At 68.9% G+C, this 23536-nt stretch carries 18 protein-coding genes and 1 tRNA gene; 13 read left to right on the top strand and 6 right to left on the bottom strand.

The features are described 5' to 3' along the window. The first annotated feature begins 173 nt into the window (after positions 1-173). The 4 genes from AB0E90_RS10520 (at position 174) to AB0E90_RS10505 (ending at position 3213) form a co-directional block, all read left to right on the top strand. Positions 174-1943 carry an RHS repeat-associated core domain-containing protein gene (locus AB0E90_RS10520; RefSeq protein WP_360402443.1) on the top strand — a complete coding sequence of 590 codons (1770 nt, stop codon included), beginning with the start codon at positions 174-176 and terminating at the stop codon, positions 1941-1943. Continuing rightward, a complete protein-coding gene (locus AB0E90_RS10515) occupies positions 1940-2323 on the top strand; it encodes a hypothetical protein (protein WP_360402441.1) in 384 nt (127 codons plus the stop codon). The genes AB0E90_RS10520 and AB0E90_RS10515 overlap by 4 nt, the downstream gene beginning before the upstream one ends. Before the next feature lie 192 nt (positions 2324-2515). Beyond that, positions 2516-2995: a hypothetical protein gene (locus AB0E90_RS10510; RefSeq protein WP_360402439.1), complete on the top strand. Its 480-nt coding sequence runs from the start codon at positions 2516-2518 to the stop codon at positions 2993-2995. A 2-nt stretch (positions 2996-2997) separates the two neighbouring features. Next, entirely contained in the window at positions 2998-3213 is a 216-nt protein-coding gene (locus AB0E90_RS10505) for a hypothetical protein (RefSeq protein WP_360402437.1), read from the top strand. A gap of 149 nt (positions 3214-3362) precedes the next feature. Here AB0E90_RS10505 and AB0E90_RS10500 read toward each other — a convergent pair whose 3' ends face one another. Further along, entirely contained in the window at positions 3363-3536 is a 174-nt protein-coding gene (locus tag AB0E90_RS10500; protein ID WP_360402435.1) for a hypothetical protein, read from the bottom strand. A 244-nt stretch (positions 3537-3780) separates the two neighbouring features. Here AB0E90_RS10500 and AB0E90_RS10495 point away from each other — a divergent pair, with 244 nt between their 5' ends. Together AB0E90_RS10495 and AB0E90_RS10490 are read left to right on the top strand one after the other, a co-directional pair. Beyond that, positions 3781-4986, top strand: a complete 1206-nt coding sequence (locus tag AB0E90_RS10495; RefSeq protein WP_360402467.1) for an IS110 family transposase — start codon at positions 3781-3783, stop codon at positions 4984-4986. 405 nt (positions 4987-5391) lie between these two features. Beyond that, on the top strand, positions 5392-5658 hold the full coding sequence (locus AB0E90_RS10490) for an Lsr2 family protein (RefSeq protein WP_360402433.1): 267 nt from the start codon (positions 5392-5394) through the stop codon (positions 5656-5658). Positions 5659-5777: 119 nt separating this feature from the next. Here the strand turns inward: AB0E90_RS10490 and AB0E90_RS10485 are convergent, their stop codons facing one another. After that, entirely contained in the window at positions 5778-7124 is a 1347-nt protein-coding gene (locus AB0E90_RS10485; RefSeq protein ID WP_360402431.1) for a hypothetical protein, read from the bottom strand. A gap of 205 nt (positions 7125-7329) precedes the next feature. Further along, positions 7330-7414, bottom strand: a tRNA-Leu gene (locus AB0E90_RS10480). Between the two features lie 198 nt (positions 7415-7612). On the opposite strand from AB0E90_RS10480, the gene AB0E90_RS10475 reads away from it, so the two are divergent. The 5 genes from AB0E90_RS10475 to AB0E90_RS10455 all read left to right on the top strand — a co-directional run bounded on the left by AB0E90_RS10475 (position 7613) and on the right by AB0E90_RS10455 (position 16738). After that, a complete protein-coding gene (locus tag AB0E90_RS10475; protein WP_360402429.1) occupies positions 7613-9172 on the top strand; it encodes a tetratricopeptide repeat protein in 1560 nt (519 codons plus the stop codon). Positions 9173-9381: 209 nt separating this feature from the next. Further along, complete coding sequence (locus AB0E90_RS10470; protein ID WP_360402427.1) at positions 9382-11949, top strand: fibronectin type III domain-containing protein; 2568 nt, start codon at positions 9382-9384, stop codon at positions 11947-11949. A gap of 9 nt (positions 11950-11958) precedes the next feature. Then, entirely contained in the window at positions 11959-12954 is a 996-nt protein-coding gene (locus AB0E90_RS10465) for a MoxR family ATPase (protein WP_360402425.1), read from the top strand. Positions 12955-13283: 329 nt separating this feature from the next. Then, the gene (locus AB0E90_RS10460) at positions 13284-14435 is read left to right on the top strand and encodes a DUF58 domain-containing protein (protein ID WP_360402465.1); all 1152 of its coding nucleotides are present in this window, start codon (positions 13284-13286) and stop codon (positions 14433-14435) included. Further along, positions 14411-16738 carry a DUF3488 and transglutaminase-like domain-containing protein gene (locus AB0E90_RS10455; protein WP_360402423.1) on the top strand — a complete coding sequence of 776 codons (2328 nt, stop codon included), beginning with the start codon at positions 14411-14413 and terminating at the stop codon, positions 16736-16738. Before AB0E90_RS10460 ends, AB0E90_RS10455 begins: the two co-directional genes overlap by 25 nt. Position 16739: 1 nt before the next feature. On the opposite strand, the gene AB0E90_RS10450 is transcribed toward AB0E90_RS10455, so the two are convergent. From AB0E90_RS10450 to AB0E90_RS10440, 3 genes are read right to left on the bottom strand one after another with little or no spacing between them, the layout of a single operon-like run. Continuing rightward, positions 16740-19199 carry a DUF4407 domain-containing protein gene (locus AB0E90_RS10450; RefSeq protein WP_360402421.1) on the bottom strand — a complete coding sequence of 820 codons (2460 nt, stop codon included), beginning with the start codon at positions 19197-19199 and terminating at the stop codon, positions 16740-16742. Next, on the bottom strand, positions 19196-20362 hold the full coding sequence (locus AB0E90_RS10445) for a caspase family protein (RefSeq protein ID WP_360402419.1): 1167 nt from the start codon (positions 20360-20362) through the stop codon (positions 19196-19198). The genes AB0E90_RS10450 and AB0E90_RS10445 overlap by 4 nt, the downstream gene beginning before the upstream one ends. A 2-nt stretch (positions 20363-20364) precedes the next feature. Further along, complete coding sequence (locus tag AB0E90_RS10440) at positions 20365-21588, bottom strand: hypothetical protein (RefSeq protein WP_360402417.1); 1224 nt, start codon at positions 21586-21588, stop codon at positions 20365-20367. 243 nt (positions 21589-21831) lie between these two features. Here AB0E90_RS10440 and AB0E90_RS10435 point away from each other — a divergent pair, with 243 nt between their 5' ends. Further along, on the top strand, positions 21832-22533 hold the full coding sequence (locus AB0E90_RS10435) for an MCP four helix bundle domain-containing protein (protein ID WP_360402415.1): 702 nt from the start codon (positions 21832-21834) through the stop codon (positions 22531-22533). Next, positions 22518-23528 (top strand): methyl-accepting chemotaxis protein, encoded by a 1011-nt coding sequence (locus AB0E90_RS10430; protein ID WP_360402463.1) that lies wholly within the window; start codon positions 22518-22520, stop codon positions 23526-23528. The genes AB0E90_RS10435 and AB0E90_RS10430 overlap by 16 nt, the downstream gene beginning before the upstream one ends. Positions 23529-23536 lie beyond the last annotated feature (8 nt).

The raw sequence follows: 23536 nt of genomic DNA, 5'->3' as shown, positions 1-23536 counted from the left end.
CGGCTCACCCCGATCGAATTTGAGACAATCAACAGGCACGCCACCGCGGCCTGAACCACTCAACCCCGCGAGTCAACCAAACCCGGGGCAGTCCCCAGTGCTTCAACTACAACGCTCTCGCCCGGCTGGTCGAAGCGAAGACGATCAACGGTGACGACTGCGCCACCGGCAGCGTGTCGAACACCGCCGGCTCGTATTGGCAGACGTACGCCTACGACACCGTCGGCGACCGCACCGCACTGGTCGATCACTCCACCAACGGCGGCACCGACGTCACCACCACCTACACCAACGGATGCACCAGCAACTGCGGTAAGGGTGGCGCCCAGCCGCACACCCTCACCGCGACCGTCGGCGGCACCAACCCCACCACCTTCATATACGACTCCAGCGGCTACCTGGCGACCCGGACCCCGACGACCGGTCCAGCCCAGACACTGGACTGGGACGACGAGGGGCACCTGGCATCGGTCACCTCGGCCGGCCAGACGACGAAGTATCTGTACGACGCCGACGGCAACCAGCTGATTCGCCGCGACCCCGGCAGGACCACGCTGTTCGCCGGGGACACCGAGATCGTCATCAACACCGCGGTGTCGCCCGCGGTCGCCATCGGCGGCGTCCGGACCTACACCACCGGCGGAGCCGCCGTAGCGGTCCGCTCGACGCTGCCGGAGAGCGCCGGCACCAACTACCTGTTCACCGACCCGCACGGCACCTCCACCCTCGCGATGGACGTGGCCACCCAGGCGTTGTCCCGCAAGCAGTACAAGCCGTACGGCGAGGACCGCAGCAGCGCCAACACCACGGCGTGGCCGGACATGACCCACGGCTACCTGGGCAGCTCCACGGATGCCGCGACCGGCTACAACGACTTGGGCGCGCGCAAGTACGATCCGACGCTTGGTCGTTTCATCAGCGCCGACCCGCTCCTGGACACCGCCGACGTCAACCAATTGGGCGGCTACACCTACGCCGGCGACAACCCCATATCATCGGCCGATCCGACTGGGCTGAAACCCAACGACCCCGAACTCGACGACCAGTTCGGGCATCGCCTCGACATATCGATGGCCGACATCGCTGTGAGTGAAGCAGGTCGCAAGAAAGGCAAGCAGAACCGGGACGCCATCTGGAGGTTCTCCGAGACCATCTTGACCGATGCAGTAAATACGGTGGCGAACCCGCTCAAGTGCGTCGCCGGTTCTGGCCATACCTGCCGGGATATGATCGCAGGGACCGCGAAGCTAGCGGTTGACCTGGCAAAATGCGTCGGCACAATCACCTGTGACGGCCTTAAACAGGACTTCGGCTGCGCCGACGGCGTGACCGCTGAGTGCGCCGGCCACATCGTGTTCTTCATCGCCGCCTCCATCGCCACCGCCGAACTCGGCGGCGAAGGCAGCGCCGCCGCAAAGGTATCCGGCGGTGCAGCCAAGACCGATGCGAGGGCTGCAGCCGTATCGGAGACCAGTACCGCCGATGCCGCCAGGGTCACCGAGAAATGCAGCTTCGACAACTGCGGCTCATCCAACTTTTTTGATGACGGTGACCAGCTTAATTCGCTTGTGCCGAAGGCAAGTACGGAATCAGGATTCCATGACGTATGGATCCATGGGTCGGCGAATGGTGTTGCCCCTTCGTTCAATGCGGCTGAGGGCGGCGCTGGCCTGACTAATCATCGGGTTCTGGCGAGAATGATTAGGAATGACTCGAATTATCCTGGCGGCCCACTCAGGCTCTGCTCGTGCAATACGGGATCCTCGTCGGGGACATTCGCGCAAGACTTGGCGAATAAAATGGGTGTGGATGTTATGGCTCCCACCGGCTACCTATATGTCTGGCGTAATGGTCGCCTGGGTATCGGTGCCGATGGGGCTAGGTTGGGGCCGCCCTATACTGGCGGAGGATGGCAGATCTTTCGACCCGGAGGTGGCAGGTGACCGGTAGCGTCCAGCTAAAGCAGGTGGGCTTCTATAAATCCGCAGAAGACCTCTTGGCTGTTGTGGGATCAGCGCAATATCCGTGGGAACCCATGGCGGTACGTTATCTAGAGCAGGGAATGACCGTATTGGTCTCACCTGGTTGGGTGGATGATCTGCTCGATCCGCAGGCGAAGATGATTTGTCAGTACTCCACTCTGACGGACGGTAAATGGGTATGGTCGAGTGATCTATCGTATTACTTGAGGGCCTATCACGTCGCTCTTCCTGATGAATTCGTAGCTCATATGGCTTCGCGTGACTGGGTTGTTCCGGAACTTGGCGAAGCGGAGCTAGATGCAATATGCGAGCATTTAGAGAAGCAACACGGCCTCTCGTGAATGATGATAGCTGTCTGTGGCGGAGGGCGGCGTGCCGCCCCGTCGCGGCTCCGTCGAAGTCCTGTGGGTCATGGGCGTGCGTCTGAGTTGATGTCACGCATGACGTAAACGATCATAGGCATAAGCTAATGTAGGCATCTGTGGATACATGATCGCTGGCGTTCAAAGGCAATCACGAAGCCCATCGACGACGTGAAGGCCGGGACGGACGTCACCACCGCCTACACCAACGGATGCACCAGCAATTACGGTAAGGGTGGCGCCCAGCCGCACACCCTCACCGCGACCGTCGGCGGCACCAACCCCACCACCTTCATATACGACTCCAGCGGCTATCTGGCGACCCGGACCCCGACGACCGGTCCAGCCCAGACACTGGACTGGGACGACGAGGGGCACCTGGCATCGGTCACCTCGGCCGGCCAGACGACGAAGTATCTGTACGACGCCGACGGCAACCAGCTGATTCGCCGCGACCCCGGCAGGACCACGCTGTTCGCCGGGGACACCGAGATCGTCATCAACACCGCGGTGTCGCCCGCGGTCGCCATCGGCGGCGTCCGGACCTACACCACCGGCGGCACCGCCGTAGCGGTCCGCGTTCTGGGACGACACCACCAACGAGTGGGCACCTACACCAACAATCTTTCCGACTACCTTCCTGGATGCTAGAGATGACCCCCGATGTGCAGCTCGTTCTCGATTTGGTCACGAAAATACCGGGCTTCGAGGAGATCTACGAGATTCATGTCGGAGAAAATGACGAAGTGCTTCCCCATGTAATCTTCTGGGATATCACGCAAGAGGTCGTAGCTTCGTTTTTGCGTAACGATCCCGAGCCTTCAAAGTGGAGCGCCGCGCTTCATTTCTTGGAGGAGGGATTTGAATAGAATGTTTCTGAGCTGAATCGGGTAATAGTAACCTCGTTCCTCGACTCTCTTCCCTTCCCCGGGGAGCCAGGCCACGGCATCGTCGACAGTCTCGGCCCTGGGTTAAGAGAGCGTTTCGACTTGATCCGTCCGTACGGGTAACCGGCGTGCTAGTACTCCAGCAGGGGATCGTTCTGAGCTGCGGTAACGGTGTGGTTTTGTCCGTGGACAGCAAAGCAGCCACCGTCGAGTCTCAGTGGCGGTTTGGTCTGGCGGCTCGCGATCTGCTGCACCCGTTTGGGCGACGATGGGATCACCGGGGTGATCGGGCCGATGAGGCTCATGATCGCCCCGTTACCTTTTTGATCGTCCCCAGCCGGGGACTGCTCGGTCGCTCGGTCCGGTATGACTTACTGCCCCTGTCGTATGCATGATCCGGGGGGTGTTGTCGCCGGGCCGGGTGGCGTCGGCGGACCGCTGATAGGGACCCGGCCACCCTCGGGTAGGTCTCTCCGTAACGTGGCTGCCGGCAGTCCGACGCTCTGACCAGCGGCCGAGCCCATGATGGACATCGTGGGAGACGAAAGCGTGCACAACGAGTACGGCGTGTTCCTGGGCCTGGACGTCGGCAAGACCGACCATCACGCGGTCGCACTGGATCCGGCGGGCAAGCGGCTGCATGACGCGGCGTTGCCGAATACCGAGGCTGGGCTGCGGAAACTGTTCGACAAACTCGGCCGGCACGGCCGGATCCTGGCGGTGGTCGACCAGCCCGCCTCGATCGGCGCCCTGCCTGTTGCGGTCGCCCGGGCGGGCGGGCATCAGATCGCCTACCTGCCGGGCCTGGTCATGCGCCGGCTCGCTGACCTGCATCCCGGCACGGCGAAGACTGACGCCCGAGACGCCTGGGTGATCGCGGACGCCGCCCGCACTTTGCCGCACACGCTGCGCCGCGTCGACGCGGGCGACGACGCCCTCGCCGAGCTGGAGATGCTGGTCGGCTACGACGACGACCTCGCCGGCGAGGTGACCCGCATCAGCAACCGGATCCGCGGCCTGCTCACCCAGATCCACCCGCCCCTGGAACGGGTCCTGGGCCCGAAAGCCCAGCACCCGGCGGTGCTGGAACTGTTGTCGCGATGCGGCGGCCCGGCCGGGCTACGCAAGGCCGGCCGGGCGAAACTCGCCGAGATCGTCGAACCGCGTGCACCACGCATGGGCGCCCGCCTCGTCGAGCAGATCTTCACCGCCCTGGACGCCCAGACGGTGGTCGTTCCCGGCACCACCGCGGCCGAGACCATCCTCCCCAGACTGGCCGAAAGCCTGCGTGAATTGCTGAAACAGCGTGACCAGGTCGCTGTCCAGGTCGAGGAGATGCTTGATGCTCACCCTCTTTCCCCGGTCCTGATCTCGATGCCTGGTGTCGGGGTCAGGACCGCAGCCCGGATCCTGCTCGAAGTCGGCGACGTCGCCTCGTTCCCGAGCTCCGGCCACCTGGCCGCCTACGCCGGACTTGCCCCGGTCACACGACGCTCGGGCACCAGCATCCGCGGCGAGCACCCACCCAAGGGTGGCAACAAGCAGCTCAAACGCGCGTTCTTCCTGTCCGCGTTCGCGGCCCTGTCCGACCCGGCCAGCCGGGCTTACTACGACCGGAAACGAGCCGAGGGCAAGAAACACAACGCCGCCCTCATCTGTCTCGCCCGCCGCCGCGTCGACGTCCTGCACGCCATGCTCCGAACCCGCACGCCTTACCAGCACAAACCCGTAGAAAAGCTCGCCCTCGCTGCTTGACAAAAACCATAGGGACACCCCCCCGGGCCGCGCAGGCAGGGGCTCGGGAAGCGTTACGGATGCAAAAAGCGGGTGATCAGATGCCTCTGACCACCCGCCACCTGGATACAGCGTGTGCGCTGGATTTTTGTGTCCGGAGATCGACACAAACCAATACCCCACGAATTCTGCTTACCACTATATCGCTCGGGTAGGAATCGGAGAACGCCGTCCGAGTGCATTCACTCGGACGGCGTTCTGGGCAATCACCGGCTGGGCTTGGCCGGCCACGAACGCGCACTCGACCTCGGCCAGCACAACCGCGGCAAACTCACGATCCGACTCCGCTGCCGCAAGTAACGCCGCGGCCTCCGGCCGCCGGCGCCACAGCAGGCTCTGCAAGGCCTCCGTGTCGAGGGGTTCGGGTTGGACGGGGTGAACTACATGATCGACTTGTCGGCGAAGAACGCCGGTAAGCTGCGGAAGGCGCTCGATCCGTACCTGAACGCAGGTGCCCGAGTGGGCCGCAGCCCCAGCGGTGGGATCGGGCGGCGTTCGTCCGTGGCGGCGAAGGCGCGCTCGACGCGGGAGGAGAATCAGGCGATCCGCGAGTGGACGAACAAGAACGGCCACCCGATCTCTGGCCGAGGACGCGTCCCGGAGCACATCGTCGAGGCGTACAAGAAGGGTTGAGCGGGCTGATGGGTGACGGTGCAGGCCGTCAACCATGTTCGCGATGGTGCCCGTCCGGCGTGGCGACCTGGCGGCGAGAAGGTGCGCCACACGCTTTGGGTGATCAAGCTCGAGTCCCGTTATGCCCAGGTTTTTGATTCGTGGGCGAAGCAGGGCCAGGGTTGCATTCCCGGTTCCAGCACAGTTCTCAGCGTCGCGGCGACTTGCTGGCTCCAGGTCCGTAGGTCGATCAGCTCGAGCATTAAGCTCCGGATCGCCTCGAAGTTCAATGACGTGGAGACGAGCCGGTTGCCGATGCGGGTCGAGACGCCGAGCAGCGGCTGGGCGACGTCTTCGGTGCCGTCTAGCTGTTGGAGCCAGCGGGCTTGGACGCCGGTTTTGGCCAGCGCGCCAATGATGGTGTCCGGGTTCATGCAGACGAGAAAGAACATGCCGTCGGCGATGAGGCTCGCGGCAGTCTCGGGGCTGATCGGGTAGATCGCCCAGGGCGGGCAGACGAGGTCGTGGCCGGCTCGGTCGATGCTCGGCAACGTGAGCGTGTGTCCGGGATTGTCGGCGCCGATGCGGCGGCGGACCCGGGCGAGTTCCGCCCCGACCTGGGCGGAGAACTGATCGGCGGTGGTGAAGTGGTTGGCTGCGGTGAACTGGCTGACGGCAACGACCGCCCGGCCGGTCGAGATCCGCGCGCCTTGGATCCCGGTGCGGGTGTGGGCCAGGTCGAGTAGTTGACGCAGGCCGGGCAGGTCGGTGCGGTGGTTGATGGTGGTGCGTATCGGGAAGTGGCCGCTGGGCAGGGCACCGGTCTGGTCGGCTAGCACGTGGGACGTGGCGGCAAGCAGCTGGTCTTGTGCCGGTACCCGGCGCTTCTCGTTGGTCTTCTCCTCGCGGAGCAAGGCGTAGCCGTCGTGGTCGAAGATGGTCAGGTCACCGACCCGGATAACATTGGTCATGTCGTGATGCAGGACAAACTTCTGTTCCTCGCGCCAGGCCGTCTCGATGGTCTCCAGCTCTTTTGCCAGGCCGGTCTTGCCGGACATCATTCCGGGCGCCTTGGCACGGGACAGCGCGATGATGATGGCGCGGTCGTAGCCGAACACCTTCCAGGCGAGAGCGTCGGCGACGGTCTTGAGCTGGCGCCAGACCCGCTCGTAGACGTCGGCCTCGAATACCCAGGAGGCTTCGGCGTTGCGGTCGCGGTCGGTGCCGAGTTCGGGGGCGTCGGCGCTGATCTTCCCGTGCCGGTGCAGACGCCTGACCTGCTGGCTGATTGCACCGCGGCGCTTTTCCAGCTCGAGGACGCGCTCGCGGAGCTGCTTTTGGAAGGCGTACTGGTCGTGCGGGGTACGGCAGGCGCGCAGGTCGCGGATCAGGCCGATCAGGGTGTTCAGGGTCTGCTGGTGCGCTGGGTGGGTCAGGACGGCGTCGATCTCGTCGCCGTCCGTGCGGTCCATCAACCTGGCGCGCACGCTTCCTCCTGTGCTGGCGGCTCGCGGTCTGCTGAACCCGTTTGGGCGACGATGGGATCACCGGGGTGATTGGGCCGACGAGGCTCATGATCGCCTCCCGGCCCGCGTAGGAGGGGGCTCGGAGAGCGTCACGGATGCAAAAAGCGGGTGATCAGATCCCTCTGACCACCCGCCACCTGGGCAAAGCAGATGTGCCTGATTTTTGTGTCCGGAGGGGGACTTGAACCCCCACGCCCGATAAAGGGCACTAGCACCTCAAGCTAGCGCGTCTGCCATTCCGCCACCCGGACCTGCATTGCAACCATACCGTCCCTGACGCCCGATTTTGCACCGAGAATTGCCAGTCCGGCGAGCCGCACAGGAGAGAACTGTACACGGCCCCTTTGGCTCCTCGCAGGGAGGGTGGGGGTCGGGGCAAACTGGGGCATACAACCGCCCAATGGCCCCCGACCTGGCGTGGATCGGGCACACCGGGCAGCATTGCTCGCGTGTCGCAGCCGTCTCCGCTCACTCCGGCGCGGGAGCGTGCGCAAGCACTCGCCGCGGCGGGCGATCTTGCCGCCGCCCGGGCCATTCTGGAGCGCGCCCTCGAGCTCGGGAAAGCCAACCTTTCCGAGGACGATCCTGACGTTCTGCGCACTGCCTACCAACTCGGTGTGGTTCTGCAGAAAGCGGATGATCCGGCCGCCGCCCGGCGGGTGCTCGAGGAGGCCTACGCGGCTGGGCTTCGGCGGCTCGGGGACGCCAACGACATCATGTTGGAGATTTCCCATGACATCGGGGTGGTTGCGGAGGAACTCGGCAATCGCCACGAAGCGCGCAAAGCCTTCAGCCGGGTCGCTGAGCTGGGGCCCGCCACGCTGGGCGCGGGGCATCCGGCGGTCGCGCGGGCGCGGGCTTATCTCGGGCAAGATCAAGCCCAGAATTCAGATGTACGCCATGGAGCCGCGACCCAACCGCAGTCGGCGCCGCCCCTGCCCTCCATGCCCAGCACGCCCACCTGGCAGCCGCGCTTCACGTCGTCGGTGGCCGAGCCCGAACCGGCCCCGGCGGACGAGCCGACCACCCCGCTGCACCCCAACGCCGACCCGAACCCGGCCGTCCACCGCCCTAACGATCCGACCACCACGTTCCCGGTGATCAACCAGGCCGCGCCGGACGACCACCGCACGGTCCAGCCGCCGGCCCCGGAGAACCAGCAGCTCTGGAACGGCCCCAGCGACCCGGCCCCACCGGTTGCCCCGCGCCCGACCAGCCCGATCGAAGAGCCGACCGCCATCCACCCGGCCATCAGGCGCCGCCCGGAGCCGCAAACTCCGACCCCACTTCCGGAGCAGTTCGCGCCGCAGGACCTGGCTCCACAAGACCCAGCGCCACAGGACTCGGCCCCGCAGTACTTCGCGCCGCAAAGTCCAGGACCGCAATACCCCGCGCCCCCGAACTCCGCGCCGCCGAACTCGGGTCCGCAGAACCCAGACCAGCAGGTGGAACCCTCCTACTGGCCGGCCCCGCAGTTCCCGAGTCAGCAGATGCCGGTGCCTCAACAGCGCTTCGAGGTGGAGCCGGCCATCATCTACCCGGACTCGGCTCATCCGGGCTGGGGACAGGGCATCCCCCCGCCGTACGTCATCGAGGCGGCGCCCCCGAAGCGCGGCATGGGCATCTTCGCCGCGATTGCCGCCGTCCTGGCCGCTGTTATCGCGGTGGCCGCGCTGGTTTTCGTTCTGGCGAACCGGTCGGGTGACGACGGTGACAAGTCCGATGTGCCAACTCTGGGTGGTTCGCCGCCGACCGGGGTGCAGATCAAGGACCGAGGTTCGCGCATCACCGTGACGTGGCAGGACCCGGCGCAAGGGTCCGTGTCGTTCCTCGTCGCGATGGGGCATCCGGGGGAGCAGCTCAAGCCGGTCACCACGCTCGGACCTGGCCAGACGTCCTACGAGGTGAGTGCGCTCAACCCGAAACTGGATTATTGCTTCGCGGTTGTCGCGGTCTACCGGAACAACAAGTTCGCGACGTCTCAGCAGGCATGCACCGCTCGGAAATGATCACACTCGGCGACCGGACTTATCCACAACCGTGACTTCCGGGTATCGGCGCGTATCTTCCTCCCCCTATGATGGCCCACGTCCTTGCGGAGGGGGTCCGTCAAAGGGGGAGGATTGCGGTAGTGACCAGCGCAGATAGCGCCATGACAGAGGGTGTGCGGGTGACCGCGCAACGGCGTCGGTGGCGTAGTCGCGGCTACCTCGTCACGATGGGGACCGTCCTTACGCTCGTCGGTGGGCTCGGCCTGACCGTGCTCGGGCTGGGCGCCGCCGATCAGGCGGTGGCCAGTTTCGATGCGGCTTCGTGGGTGTGGTCGAAGTCCAAAGGCGAGGTTGCCCGGATCAACGGGGTGACCGCCAAGGTGGACACCCGGGTCGACGTGCCCAACGCTCGCGGCCACGCGCTCGAGGTGAGCCAGACCGACCGGTTCGTGCTGTTGCGGGATGTCAACACGGGCGCGCTCGGCTCGATGGACCTGACCACTCTGCAGGAGTTCTGGAACGACTCGTCCAGCCCGGGCCTCGGGGTGCGGGTGGCGCTGGACGACGACTCGGCGTTCGTCGTCGACACGGTGCAGGGCCAGGTGCAGCAGCTCGACCCGCGCACGCTGGGGCCGATCGGGCAGCCGTTGCGTTTCCCGCCGGGCATCACCGGTGGCGACTTCGACGACAAGGGCAACCTGTGGATCGCGGCGCCCAGCGAGGGGACCGTGACGGCGATCGCGCCGGCCGCGCTCCCGTCCGGCGCGCCGGGTGACTCCAACGGCGAGGGCCCGCGGATCGTCCGCACCGAGGCCGTCGCCGCCGCCAGCCATGACCTGGCCATCTCCACGCTGGACGACGGCGTGGCCGTGCTCGACCGCACCACGAACGCGCTCTCGACCATCCGCGGTACGGCCAAGGCGGTCACCCAGACTCTTCCGCTGACCGGGCCCGGCTCGCTGGCGGAGCACACCGACGGCAAGTCGGTGCCGGTGACCGTCGCCGACGAGCGGCATGTCTACGTGGTCGGCGAGCAGGGCGCGCGCACCGACTTCGCGGTTCCGGGCGACGGCGATCTGCAGCCGGCGGTGGCCTGGGAGGGTTACTTCTACGTGGCCGACTCGGACACCGGCAAGGTGCACGTGTTCGACTCGGGCGGCCAGGCGCAGAAGGACATCACGTTCCAGAAGCCGGGCGGCGCGCTCGAGCTCGACGTGCGCGAGGGCTACCTGTTCATCAACGCGCCGGGCTCCTCCACCGCCCGCGTCGTCGACAACAACCACGCGGTGCGCAGCGTCGACAAGTACGCGGACGACGTGCTCGGTGGCGATCCGCCGCCGACGCCGCCCAAGGAGGACAACCCGCCGCCTCCGCCGAAGCCGAAGAAGCCGGTCGCCGCGAAACCGGGCGCGCCGCGCAACGTGCGGGCCGCGGCCGGCAACGCCGAGGCCCGGGTCACCTGGCAGGCGGCCGAGGCGAACAACGCCCCGATCACGCGGTACGTGGTGGAGGGCGCCGGCAAGACGTTCCAGGTGGGCGCGGATCAGCGGTCGCTGACCGTCACCGCGCTGACCAACGGCGAGACCTACCAGTTCGCAGTCCACGCGGTGAACGCCAAGGGCGACGGCCCGACGCGGACGAGCAACAGCGTCAAGCCGACCTCCGAGGTGCCGGACGCGCCGACCGCGGCGACCGCCGAGGCGAAACCGGACGGCACCGTGGTGGTGTCGTGGCCGGCCGCCAACGGGCAGGGCCTGGCGATCACCCGGTACACGGTGACCGCGATCTCCGAGGGCGGCAGCGCGCCGATCGGCGAGGCCACCGAGACGTCGCTGACGATCCCGGACGGCCAGTTGGAGTACGGCAAGCAGTACGCGTTCACGGTCGTCGCGGTCAACGAGCGCGGCGCCGGGTCGAAGGCGTCGCCGGTCAGCGGCAGCGTCGTGCCGTACAACAAGCCCGGCAAGCCGGATAACGTCGAGGCGGCGACCGTCGCCGAGACGGCCGGCGCGGTCACCGTGGCCTGGCAGGCGCCGGCCGACAACGGCCGCGCCATCAGCAAGTACGTGGTGACCGCGGGCGCCAAGTCGACCGAGGTCACCGGCGGCACCGCGGTGACGCTGACCGGGTTCGGGGCCGGCGAGACGCTGTCGGTCGAGGTGCGGGCGGTCAACGAGGCCGGCGAGAGCGAGCCGGGCACCGCAACCGCCAAGACCGTGTCGGCGCCGAAGATCACGATCACCGGGGTGGACCCGACCGTCAACACGGCGAAGGTGTCGTTCACCGTCGACCAGGGCGGCGGCAAGGCCACCTGCTCGGTCGCCTCCACCGGTGGCGGCGGGTCGGCGTCGGGCAGTTGCACGAGCCTGTCGGTGGACAAGCTGACCGGCGGCACGGCCTACACGTTCACGGTCACCGCGAAGAACGCGGCCGGCTCGGTCACGGCCAAGAGCGCCAAGACGACCGATTACCGGTACGGCATCGCCACCTGCAACAACGGGGAGAACGGCGACACCGCGACGTATTGCAACAAGGACGTCGACGGGCGCAACGGCAACGAGATCTTCAGCGGCACCGCGCAGGACGACGACAAGCAGGTCGGCTGGGCCAAGCCGGGCACGCGGCTCCAGGCGTACTGCAAGAAGTCCGGCAAGAGTGTGTACGCCTACATCTACAACAGCAACAAGGAGAGCACCTGGTGGGTCCAGGTCAACTACTCCGGTAAGAACTACATCCCGTGGGCGTGGCTCAACCTCGAGGGCGGGGACGACCTGGCCGACCTGCCCACCTGCTGAGGACGAGTTTTGTCGTACAACGAACCGCTGCCGCCGCAGCACATCCAGGGCTTCGCCCAGGTGGCCGCCCAGCTCGCCGACCGGATCGGCTCGGTCGTGCTGGGCAAGGCCGACGTGGTGCGGCTCGCGCTCACCGCGCTGTTCGCGGCCGGGCACGTCCTCCTCGAGGACGTGCCCGGCGTGGGCAAGACCACGCTCGCCCGTGCGCTGGCCGCGTCGATCCACGGCCAGTGGCGGCGCATCCAGTTCACGCCCGACCTGCTGCCCTCCGACGTGTCCGGCGTGACCATCTTCAACCAGGCCAGCCGCGGCTTCGAGTTCCACCCCGGGCCGGTGTTCGCCAACATCGTGATCGCCGACGAGATCAACCGGGCGTCGCCGAAGACCCAGTCGGCGCTGCTCGAGGTGATGGAGGAGCGCCGGGTCACGGTCGACGGCGTGCCGCACCCGGTGCCGCAGCCGTTCCTGGTGGTGGCCACCCAGAACCCGGTCGAGATGGACGGCACCTACCGGCTGCCCGAGGCCCAGCTCGACCGCTTCCTGGTGAAGCTCTCGGTCGGCTACCCCAGCGAGGAGGTCGAGATCGAGGTGCTGCGCGGCGCGGCGCTGCGCTCACCCGACAACCTCGAGCCGGTCACCGACACCAACACCATCGGCGAGATGGTGAAGATGGCGACGCGGGTGCATGTCGCCGACCCCCTTTACGGGTACGCCGTGCGCCTGGCCGCCGCCACCCGCAACCACCCGCAGGTGCGCGTCGGGGTCAGCCCCCGTGGCGTGATCGCCCTGACCCGGGCGGCCTGCGCGTTCGCCCTGATCAACAGCCGTGGTTACGTGCTGCCCGAAGACTTCAAGGAGCTGATCGGCCCGGTGTTCGCCCACCGGGTGCTGCTGTCCGCCGACGCGCAGCTGCGCGGCGTGACCGCGGCCGAGGTGCTCGACGACGCGATCCGCTCGGTCCAGGTCCCGCTGCCCGACGGCAACCGCGTAGCGGCCGGGGCGTGACCGGGGGAGCGGACGGCACGCCGCCGCCGGTGGGCGCGCCGCCGCCGCGCGAGGTGGGTGACGTTACGCCGCCGCGCTCGGGGGGAACTGCACAGACGTTTCGCGTAGGGGATGGCACGGGGGCGCACGCCCAGACGCCGTCGCCGGCCGGCAGCGCTCCGCCGGCCGGCGACGGTCCCATCGTCCGCGACGGTCCCATCGTCCGCGACGGTCCTACTGGCCGCGACGGTTCTACCGGCCGCGACGGTTCTACTGGCCGCGACGGCCCGGCGGGCCGGGTTGGCATCGGGAGCGCCGGCTCCGGCCGGCGCCTGCTCGGCCGGCTCGGCATCGGCGGGCGGGGAAACGGGGGCGTTACCGGTCGGGGGGTCGGGCTGGCGGGTGGGGCGGCGGCGCTGCTGGCCGGCGGATTCCGGTACGGCTACCCGGATCTCGCCCTGCTCGGGGCGGTCGCGCTGGTCGCGGTCGTCTGCGGGCTGGTATTCGCGTTCTGGCGGCCCCGCCTCGGCGTCGAGCGGGCCGCCGACCCGGACCGGGTGGCCCGCGGCGAACCGGCCCGGATGACGCTCACCGTGCGCAACACCAGCCGGCTGCGGGCTGCCAACCTCGTCGCCACCGACCGGTGCGGCGGTCAGTCGGTGCCGGTTCCGCTGCTGCGGCTGCGGCCGGGCAACGACACCACGGTCGACTATCCGGTGCCGACCAGCCGCCGCGGCGTGGTGCCGATCGGGCCGCTGCGGGTGACCCGCGGTGATCCGCTGGGGTTGATCACGCTGGCCCGCACCTACGGCGGGACCGCCTCGGTCTGGGTGCACCCGCGCATCCACCTGCTGCGGGCCGTCCCGGCGGGCATGGCGCGCAGCCTCGACGGCCGGATCGACAAGGTGCCGCAGGGCTCGATCACCTTCGACTCGCTGCGCGAATACGTGGTCGGCGACGAACTGCGGCGGGTGCACTGGCGCAGCTCGGCCAAGGTCGGCGAGCTGATGGTGCGGGAACAGTTGGACACCTCGGAACCGACCATCGTGGTGCTGCTCGACGACCGCGTGGCGGCCCACCCGCAGGGCCGGGACGGGGTCGCCGAGTCGTTCGAGTCGGCGTGCGAGGCGGCGGCGTCGATCGTGGCCGCGGCCATTCGCGAGGACGTCCCGGTCAGCCTGCACCTGGTCACCGCCGTGCCGGCCGGCCCCTACCTGGACGTGCTGACCGAGGCGGCCCTGCGCCCCGGCGACCTGGACGCGACGCTGCGCCGGATGCGGGCGGGCCGGCTCGGCGACACCCTGGTCTTCCTGACCGGCCCGGGCGGCCGCGACGACCTGGGCGCGGTGAGCGCGCTGCGCGGCCCCTATCCGGTGGTCATGGCCGGCCTGTTCGGCGACCGCGACGCGGCCCCGGTCTCGGCCGCGGACGGCCTGATCGTCATCGAGGCCGCCGACGGCCAGGAATTCGCCGCCGCTTGGGACGGGGTCCGCGGATGGTGAGGAAGCCGGCCGCCGGGCGCGGGGCGCCGGGTGCCGGGCGCGGGGTGCGGAAGCCGGGCGCCGGGCGCAGGGTGCGGCGGCTGGTCGTGGCGGTCGCGCTCGCCGGCATGATCGTGCTGGCCGGGGTGGTGCTGGGCGGGATCTTCGCGGATTCGCTGCTCACCGAGCTCGTCGCCGGTGCGGCGATCGGCTCGGTCGGGCTCGGCGTGGCGGCCCGCCGGTTGCCCAACTGGGTGGTGGCGCCACTCTCGGCGGTGCTGCTGGCGGCGTACACCATCCTGGTTCTGTGGATCAGCGCCGGGCGCGCCGAGCTGAGCGATCCGCTCGCCCAGATCGCGCGGGATTCGCTGGTGAACGGCATTCCGCGGCTGCTCACCGCGATGATCCCGGTGGAGCCCGCGCCGGACACCGTCGTCGTGCCGGTCATCGCGGCCTGGATCGCCGGGCTGGCCGGCGGCGAGATCGCGGTGCGCGCCGGGCGGGTGCTGCTGGGCCTGTTGCCGGCGGTGGGGCTCTACGCGGGGGCGCTGTATGTGGTCGGGCCGAACGCGTCGGCGGCCGGCTGGACGACGCTGAGCTTCGCCGGCCTGGCGATCCTCGCGCTCGCGGTCAGCGCGCGGCCGCCGGGACAGGACGTCCCGGCCGCGGCCCGGACCACCGTGCGGGCGGGGGCGGCGGCCGGGCTGGCGGCGGTGCTGGTGCTGGCGGCCGCGGTCGGGCCGTGGATCGGCGGGCAGGTGGCGGCGACGCCGGTCGACCCCCGGCAGTACGTGCAGCCGCCGCAGGTGGACAGCCTCGACGAGAGCCCGCTCAACCGGATCTCGGGGTGGTCGCTCAGCCCCAAGCAGCGGCTTCTCGACGTCAGCGCGACCCCCGGCAGCAAATCCAAGAAGGTGCGGCTGCGGCTGGCGGTGCTGCCCGACTACGACGGGATCACCTGGCGGGTCGGGGCCACCTACCGCAACGCCGGGCGGGTGCTGCCGACTCAGCCGGCCATCGGGGAAGCGACCGTCACCGCCCTCCACCAGGAAATCACCATCGACGGACTCACCGGGCGACTGCTGCCGGTGCTGCCGACGCCGACGCAGGTCACCGGGGCGCGGATCGCCTACGACGCGGCCACCGGCACGGTGATCGGGTCCGACCAGCTCACCAAGGGCCTGAAGTACGCGGTGGACTCGCAGGTGCAGACGCCGGACTACAACCTGCTGCCTGCGGCCGACGTGCCCGCCGGCGACGCGGTCGCGCGTTATCTGACCGTGGGGGACGGGGTTCCCGAGCAGATCACCCGGCTGGCCGAGCAACTGTCCGACGGCAACGGCGCCGCCTACGACCGGGCCGCGGCCATCGAGGCGTTCATCGCCGAGCACTACAAGAAGGTCGCCGACGCGCCGAGCGGCCACGCGTACCCCAATCTCGCCTTCTTCCTTTTCGGCCCGCGTGCCCAGGGTGGCCAGGTCGGCACGTCGGAGCAGTTCGCGGCGTCGTTCGCGCTGCTCGCCCGGCTCACCGGCCTGCCGTCGCGGGTGGTGGTCGGCTTCGACGCGCCGGCCGCCGGCGGCGCGGTCACCGGCGGCGACGCGATCGCCTGGCCGGAGGTGCTGTTCGAGGGTCTCGGCTGGGTGCCGTTCGACCCGATGCCGAAGTCGAAGAACCCGCGCCCGGTCGAGGAGGATTTCACCCCGAAGCCCACGAAACCGCCGTCCCCGCCGTCCGAGGCCCCGACCGCGAGTCAGCAGGCCTCGTCGTCGGCGCCGCCGGCGGTGCTCGCGGCCGGCTCGGGCCAGGGTCCGGGCGCGGTGGTGCTGGCCGGCGGCGCGTCCGGCTCGCTGTTGATCATCTTGCTGGCCGCCGCCCTGACGGTCCTGACGATGCGGCGCGGCCTGCGCCGCCGCCGGCTGACCGCCGGCACTCCGGACGACCGGATCACCGGCGCCTGGTCCGAGCTGAGCGACGCCTTACGCTTGGCGGGCCACCCACTGCCGCGGCACCTGGCGGCTTCCGAGGCTGCGGTGTACGCGACCACGCCCGCCCCGCCGAAACCCGGCCGTCTCCGCCGAGCCGCACCGGGCACGGTGCTCACGCCGGACGCCGGTGCGGCTCGGCTCCCGCCGCTCGATCAGCTCGTCGCCGGCATCAACGCGGTCGGCTTCGCACCGGGCGCGGCGGACGCCACGCAGGCCGACGGAGCCGCCCGGCAGACGGTCGCCTTCGCCGATGCGCTGCGGGCCCGTCGCTCCTGGTGGCGGCGAGCGTGGTGGAGCATCCACCCAGGCCCGCTGCGCTGGCGCCGCAAAGGGTGAATCACGGCGTGGGCGGGCGCCGCCCCGGTGCCAGCGCGTGGTCCCGATCGATCTGCCGCCGGATTGCCCGGGCCTGCCACTCGGCCTCGGAGGCAAGAATGATCCCCTGCGCCTCGAGGTTGCGGTCGTAGATCGTGCGGCGGCCGAACAGTTTCAGCGAGAGCGGCAGGAGCTCGATCGTCAGGAAGAGGATGCGCAGCAGCCACGGCCAGAGTGCGATCATCGGCTTGTCGCTGTTGTCCGCGAGGAACCGGTCGAGCCCGGCTTCCCGTGTGATCCAGCCGTTGTCGGCGTTGATGGCCTTCGACTGCTCTTGAACGTCGCTGGTCAGGCGCTCGTTGATCGCATTGATCTCGCGGCGGTCCTGGTCGTTTGCCTTCTGCACGTCGGCCTGGACCTTGTTCCGGAACTGTTGCGCGTCATCGAGCTGCCGCTGCAGCTCCTTGGCGACCGGTCCGTTGCCGGGCGACCCCGATGGGCTCTGCCCGTACACCTCGCCCTGCCATGCCGCGGCCTTCGTCTTGACGTCCGTCTCCGCCCCCTGCAAACGGCGATTGTTGTCCTGGATCTGCCGGGTGAGCGTGGTGATCTGGTCGGCGCTGGACTGCCGGGCGCTCTCGGCGAGGGAGGCGATTCGCTCCTGGTGGATCACCGAGAGCTCCGAGCGGATCTCGGCCTGGAAGACCAGCAGGAGAGCGGCCTCCGACATCAGCACCGAGATGATCACCGCCATCACGAAACGGAGCAGGTACGAGAGCCCGCGGCCGCCCTTGACCCGGAAACGGCGCATCCGGCCGGGCGCGGCCGCGTACCCCAACTCGAGATCAACCACATCGCCGTAGCTCGGCTCGGCCAGGATGGACCGGTCGACAAAGAAGATCAGCGTCGCCCACAGCAGAGCCAGCAGGATGAACGGCATCGAGAAGGAGCCGGAGATGGTGATCGCGGTGAGGGTGAACAGCAGCCCGGAGACCGATGCCGTGAGCAGGATGGACAGGCCGATACCGGTGTAGCGGTAGTACTCCACCCGGTTCGGCACCAGAGACCGGTCGCTCGCCGCGCACCAGAGCAGGACGCGGCCGACCGGCCCCGCACGGAACCGGGCGACGGCCTGGCCCGGGTCGGAGGAACCCGGCGGCGTCTCGGCGGCCGGTGCCGCCGACTCCGGCGGCGTTGCCGTTTCAGTGGTCACGGCACTGCTTTCCATCCCCGACCAGTGCGACCATTCCGACTCCCTGTCGTGATCATTGTGCGGCTCGCCGGGGTTCACCTGGCGAGGAATGTGCGCCGTGTCCGCAGGCGCCGGCGGGACCAGCAGCGCCACGCCCGCCCCGTCGTCCGGCGATCGGTGCCACGGCACCCGGTCCGGGACGGCGGGATGCCCGCCGAGGTAGGTCGTGGTCTGCGCCGCGCCGTCCGCGACCCCGGTGAACGCGGTCACGTGCCGGCGCAGCCGGGTCAGGTCGTCCCCTGGTAGCTCCGCCTCGAGGATCCGCAGGCCCTCGGCCATGAGCCGCAGGCCTTCGGCGTAGACGGGAACGCCCCAGATGATCGAGTCGTAGAACCGTGATCGGGCGTACAGCATCGCGCGCTGCCGCGGCACGAGCCCGAGCCGAGCCGACTGGATCTGCAACCAGCCGTCGATGACCGCGGAGTCGGGCAGCCACGGGTTGGCGTCGGCGAAGTCGGCAACCCACGGCCGGAGGTCGTCGAGCCGGTACACGCGCAGCAGGTAGTAGCCGGCCGCGACCGCCACGGCCGGTTCCGCGGAGCGGGCGTCGACGAGGTCGTCGCAGATGTGACCCGCGTCCTCGACCGCGCCGCGACGCAGGCACGCCATGATGCCGTCGGCGAGCTCGACGCCGGTCACCGCCGTCGCGATCTCGTCGCCCCGGGCCGAGACGGTGATGTCCAGGTTGGCCTGCGGGGGCACGACCACGAATCGGGACGCGAGCGTATCCGCGCCGACCTGTACCGCGAATCGGTGATCCTGGTCCAGTTCCAGACGCCAGCGGACGGCTTCCCGGGCGTGCCAGCGCTCGACCGGCGCGAACGGGCTGATGCGCCATTCGCCGTCCGGGGTCTCCTGCCAGAGCCGCAGGAAACCACCGGCCAGTTCCTCGGTGGAAAGATCCGATCGGGCGATGTTGCGGGTGGGCTCGATCAGCGCGACCGCCCGTTCGGACGGGCCACCGATCGTGGCCGGGCGCAGGTCCAGCGCCGCGTCGGTGACCGGCTCGTCGCCGACCTGGAAGGTGCGATGCAGTGCGACGCCGGACGGCAGCCGCGCCTGCACGGCGTAGATGCCCGGCGGCACCGGCAGCGGGAGCTCGTCGCCCATGTACATGGCCCGCGGCCGGCCGACCGTATCGAGCTCGGTGTCGAACACCTCCACGACGACCGGCACACCGGCGGTATCAGCGGGCCGGGAGCGCTGGAATCGAACGCGCAGCTCGCTCATGGCCGCTCGATCTCGTGCACCTGCGTGCGAGCGCTGACCTCGACGTAGTCCTCGTAGATCGGAGGGAAGACGATGAATTTCTGCTTTACGTCGTGGTAGTCCAGCTCCGGGAAGGAAGCGGCGACGGTGCTCGCGCCGACCGGGATGTCCGGCACTGTCCAGGCCTCACCGGACCGGACCGGGCGAGATCGGGCCGGCAGGCTGTCGTGGTGCCAGGAGAAGTCCGCCTGGCCGGTCGCCCGGCTCGGCTTGCAGTCGACCCGCAGGTGGGCGAGCGGCGCGGGAGTCCGCCGGATCCTGGCCGATCTGGTGGTGGTGACCTGGGGTTGCTGGCCGACCGGCGCGTCGACCATGGCCATCAACGCGTCGAGATGACCGGCCAGATCGCCGGTGGTGACCAGCCATTCGCGCCGGATCCGCGAGGCTGCGCCGCCGTCCAGGCCCCGGAGCAGCGCCTTGGTGAAATACGACGGCTCATTCGGTTTGCCGTACGCGCTGCGCTTGCGGCTCGTGGCCCGGGCCGTGAAGTCGAACTCGCACCGAAGGGGATCGCGCTTCCCCGGCTCGCGCAGCGGCGGCGCGTACGGCACCGGGGTCTCCAGATTGGCCAGCGTGACCTCGCGGCATGCGTCGACCACGAAGAGCTGTGTCCGCGCGTGATTGGCCATGAAGGCGAGGCGGGTCCGGTCGAAGTCGAACGCCTTCATCCAGGGGCTGTGCTCGTCATGGCCGAAGTCGGCGGCCAGCAGCACCTGGCTCTCGGCCTGCAGGCCGTGTCCACAAAACACGAACAGGGCGATGTTGTCGGCATGCCGGTCGCAGCGCTTCCACCAGCGGCCGAACGCCGATTGGATGGCGTCGCGGGTGGCCGGCTCGTGGTCGTCGCCACCGTCGTCTGCGGGTTTCGGTGGCGACGACACCAGCAGATCAACCGTGCCGAGCGGCGCCAGCCACTCGTCCCGCGCCGCGATCAGCGCGTCGGTCCAGGCCAGCGCGGATCTCGGCGGCGACGTCAGCTGCCCCGGCGCGCCGAAGCGCCCGAGATCCGGCAGCGGCGTTCCGGACCCGTCCTTCAGGTGGGGGTAGGCGCCTACGCCGATGATGAGGGCGTGCAGCGCCGGACCCGCCGGATCGCCGTCCTTGACCTCGAAGACCAGCGCCACTGCTACTCCGCGAGGCGCGCGGCGAGGCGCCGGTAGAAGCTGGGCAGCCGGAAGTACGCCGAGTGGGCCGCCACCAGCCCGCGCCCGGTCGAGTACGCGTGGTCGGCGCTGCCCGCGAAGATGCCGTCGGTGGCGAAGCCCAGCAGATCGTTGAGGTCGAACACGTTGAGCCACCGGTCGACGTTGGGCAGGCGGTCCACCGGAGCGTCCGGCGCCCGGCCGGCGGCCACGTCGGCGCGCAGCAGACCCAGCTCGGCGAACAGGCCGACCTGGGAGCCGACCGTCACCAGAACGTCGACGCGCAGGTCCGGCCGGTACTGCGACAGCACGTCGTAGACGATGTTCCCGCCCATGCTGTGCGCAACCACCACCAGCTTGCCGCCATGGTGCCGGGCGTCATCGAGGCCGGACACGACTGTCCGGACGATCGGCCCCGGGTCGCTGACGTCGCCGCGCTGCGCGACGTAGGCGAGCACATCGCCGAGGAAAAGCGCGACCCGGCTGTGCATCGGCGCCCGTGCCACGCTGAGCGCGCCCCGCGACGAGATCCGCGCGGCCGCCGAACGCATCCGGACGAGTGACTCCCCGAATCGCTCCCATAATTGCGTGGCGCCGAACGACTCGACGGCTTGCGACGGCGTATCGCCGATCCGGGAAATCAGATGATCGAGCGCCTCCTCGTCGCTGCCCGCCAATTCCAGGCCGCGGGAGCCGGTCAGTTCGGGAACCAATGCGGTGACCCGGTCAGCGAGGTCGGCGAATTCCTCCACCGCTGTTTCATCATCATTCTCCGGGGCCGCGAAGGTCAGCAAAAGATCAACCGCATCGGCGACGGAACGCGCTGCGGTGTCAACCAGGATCCGCGACTCGTCGGGAGTTTCCCCAGCCAGATGTGCGGAGATGAGCAACTCGTCGCCGTCGTCGGGCCCGAACCGCTCGATGCCGGAACCGGGCAGCGACCGGTGATTCCAGCGAAAGGCGGCACCGCTGTCGCCCCAGTAAGGATTAGTGACCGGCGTGTCGGGCGGGTCTTCGATAACGGGTCCGAGGAATCGCCGAAACAGAGCATTTCGAATGTTTTCGTCCCGCAAATATGCGTGGTCCCGGCGATTGGCTACGCCGTGTATGAAGACGATCGGCATGTGTGCGGACTCCACGCATTCGGTCGGAGCGGAAACAAGCAACTGTAAAGGTAGACCGGGAATGATGCCCTCGATATCACCCATTCGTGCTCGGGGGACGAGGTGAACAGCCGATGGGCCGGAACCTTCGGTGTGGACAGTCGGCCGGCGGGTGCCAGTGCCCGCCGGGACGGTGCTGGCGTCCGCGACTCGCCGTCGTACCGGTCGATCGGCGGCAAGGGAACCGCGGACGCGGCGACCAGCCTGATCGAGTACGTGAAGATCCACCAGGTGAGACCGCCGTATCCGAAAAACGGCACCCGGCCCCAGCCGGGTGCCCGATAGTGGTTGAGGCTCCTCAGGGCCGAAGCAGAAGCGCGTCTCACCGAAGGAAGTGCAGACGGGGTGGAAGAACTGTCAACGCGGTCGCCGTCGTCGGCGCTCGGCGGCAATCCGGCGGGCCGATGGTTCGGTAACCTGCCCGTCGGCGCCAAGATCAGCACGGCCTTGGCGGTCGCCCTGCTCGCCGGCCTGATCGCCTCCGTCATCGGGATGTTCGGACTGAGCACGGTCAACGGCAACGCCACTGACATCTACCAGGAAAATCTGCAACCGACGGCCGCGTTGGCCAGCGCCCAGGGCTCGTTCGACGACGAGATCTTCGGGCTGGCGATGATGAACATCGCCAGTTCCGAAACCGGCGTCGAACAGTCCCGCCAGGCGGCTCTCGCCGCAGCCGACCTGGTCGTCACCGGCGTCAAGGCCTATGAGGATCTCGGCCTCGACGCGGCGCAGGCAGAACCCGCCTCCCAGCTGCAGGACGGATTGACGGCCTTCAACAAGGTCCGCGACGAGCAGCTCATCCCGGCGGCGGCCAAGAACAGCGCGCCTACGCCAAGGTCTACGGCAGCGCGGCCGCCCCACTGGTGGACCAGGTCAACAACGCCTTCGACGCGCTCAGCGCCTTTGAGGCCACCAGCGCCGGCCAGGCCGCGACGGACACCACGAACACCTACCACGCCAACCGGCTGCAGATGCTGGGCAGCCTGACCGTAGGGATGCTGCTCGCCGCCCTGCTCGGCTGGATCACCGTCCGGCGCATCACCCGTCCGCTGGGCGAGGTCAACGCGACCCTGGCCCGGGTTGCCGACGGTGACCTGACCGGCGCCGTCATCGTGCGGTCCCGCGACGAGGTCGGCACCATGGCCGGATCGCTGAACCGGGCCACCGACGGCATGCGCGGCACCGTCCAGGCCCTCGGCACCGCCTCACACTCACTGGCCGCCGCAGCGGAGGAGCTCTCCGCCTCCAGCACCCAGATCGCCGGCAACGCCGAAGAGGCCAGCGTCCAGGCGGCCGCTGTCGCCGTGACGGCGGAGGAGATCCGCCGTAACGTCGATGCGGTGTCGGCCGGCTCCGAACAGATGGGCGCTTCGATCCGGGAGATCGCCCAGAACGCCAACCAGGCCGCCGAGGTCGCCGGTCAGGCCGTGCAGATGGCCGGCACCACCAACCGGACCGTCTCCCAGCTCGGCGATTCGTCGGCGGAGATCGGCAACGTCATCAAGCTGATCACCGCGATCGCGGAGCAGACCAACCTGCTTGCCCTCAACGCCACCATCGAGGCCGCCCGGGCCGGCGAGATGGGCAAAGGGTTCGCCGTGGTCGCCTCGGAGGTCAAGGACCTCGCCCAGGAGACCGCCCGGGCGACCGAGGACATCAGCACCCGGGTCTCCGCCATCCAGGCCGACACCGGCACCGCCATCACGGCCATCGGCGAGATCGGCGAGGTGATCGCGAAGATCAGCGACTACCAGACCACGATCGCCGCGGCCGTGGAGGAACAGACTGCCACCACCGGCGAGATGAACCGCGGTGTCTCCGAGGCGGCGGCGGGCGTCGGCCAGGTCGCCACCGGCATCGATACCCTCGCCACCACCACCCGGCTCACCACCGAAAGCGTCGCCGACACCCAGCGTGCCGCCGAGGAACTCGCGCGCATGTCCGGCGAACTGCAAACCATGGTCGGCCGATTCCGGGTCTGAGCCCGCCG

It is taken from the genome of Actinoplanes sp. NPDC026619 (assembly GCF_040638295.1).
Classification (GTDB): domain Bacteria; phylum Actinomycetota; class Actinomycetes; order Mycobacteriales; family Micromonosporaceae; genus Actinoplanes.
This window is presented reverse-complemented; position numbering and strand designations above follow the sequence as displayed.

Coding starts and splice junctions, on each gene's coding strand:
- AB0E90_RS10505 (WP_360402437.1), top strand. CDS start 2,998: ATGACCCCCGATGTGCAGCTCGTTCTCGATTTGGTCACGAAAATACCG.
- AB0E90_RS10500 (WP_360402435.1), bottom strand. CDS start 3,536: ATGAGCCTCATCGGCCCGATCACCCCGGTGATCCCATCGTCGCCCAAA.
- AB0E90_RS10470 (WP_360402427.1), top strand. CDS start 9,382: ATGGGGACCGTCCTTACGCTCGTCGGTGGGCTCGGCCTGACCGTGCTC.
- AB0E90_RS10450 (WP_360402421.1), bottom strand. CDS start 19,199: ATGAGCGAGCTGCGCGTTCGATTCCAGCGCTCCCGGCCCGCTGATACC.
- AB0E90_RS10440 (WP_360402417.1), bottom strand. CDS start 21,588: ATGGGTGATATCGAGGGCATCATTCCCGGTCTACCTTTACAGTTGCTT.
- AB0E90_RS10430 (WP_360402463.1), top strand. CDS start 22,518: ATGCTGGGCAGCCTGACCGTAGGGATGCTGCTCGCCGCCCTGCTCGGC.